A 251-nucleotide genomic window follows, 5' to 3' on the forward strand; every position below is an offset into this window, starting at 1 on the left:
GGCGGCGAGCACTTCGAAAACCTGGTCCCTGGCACCGATAAAGTCACCACCACTGTGACTGACACTCCGGGCACTGCCGATACCACTACCGTGACCCTGACGGCTCCGTCCGAGGTGAGTGAAGGCGGTCAAATTACGTACACCGCTACGCTTTCCAATAAAGCGGGTACTGACGTCACGCTGAAACTCGACAACGGCTCGACGATCACCATCAAAGCCGGTGACACAGTCGGCACCGTTACTGTCCCAGC

General features: G+C 58.2%; 1 protein-coding gene. It reads left to right on the plus strand.

Going from position 1 to position 251, the window contains the following annotated elements:
* Positions 1-251, plus strand: a 251-nt coding sequence (locus ACI77D_RS29435; RefSeq protein WP_407018118.1) for an immunoglobulin-like domain-containing protein, incomplete at both ends; no start/stop codon positions are given.

This window comes from Pseudomonas sp. O39 (assembly GCF_045447295.1).
GTDB classification, from domain to species: domain Bacteria; phylum Pseudomonadota; class Gammaproteobacteria; order Pseudomonadales; family Pseudomonadaceae; genus Aquipseudomonas; species Aquipseudomonas antarctica_A.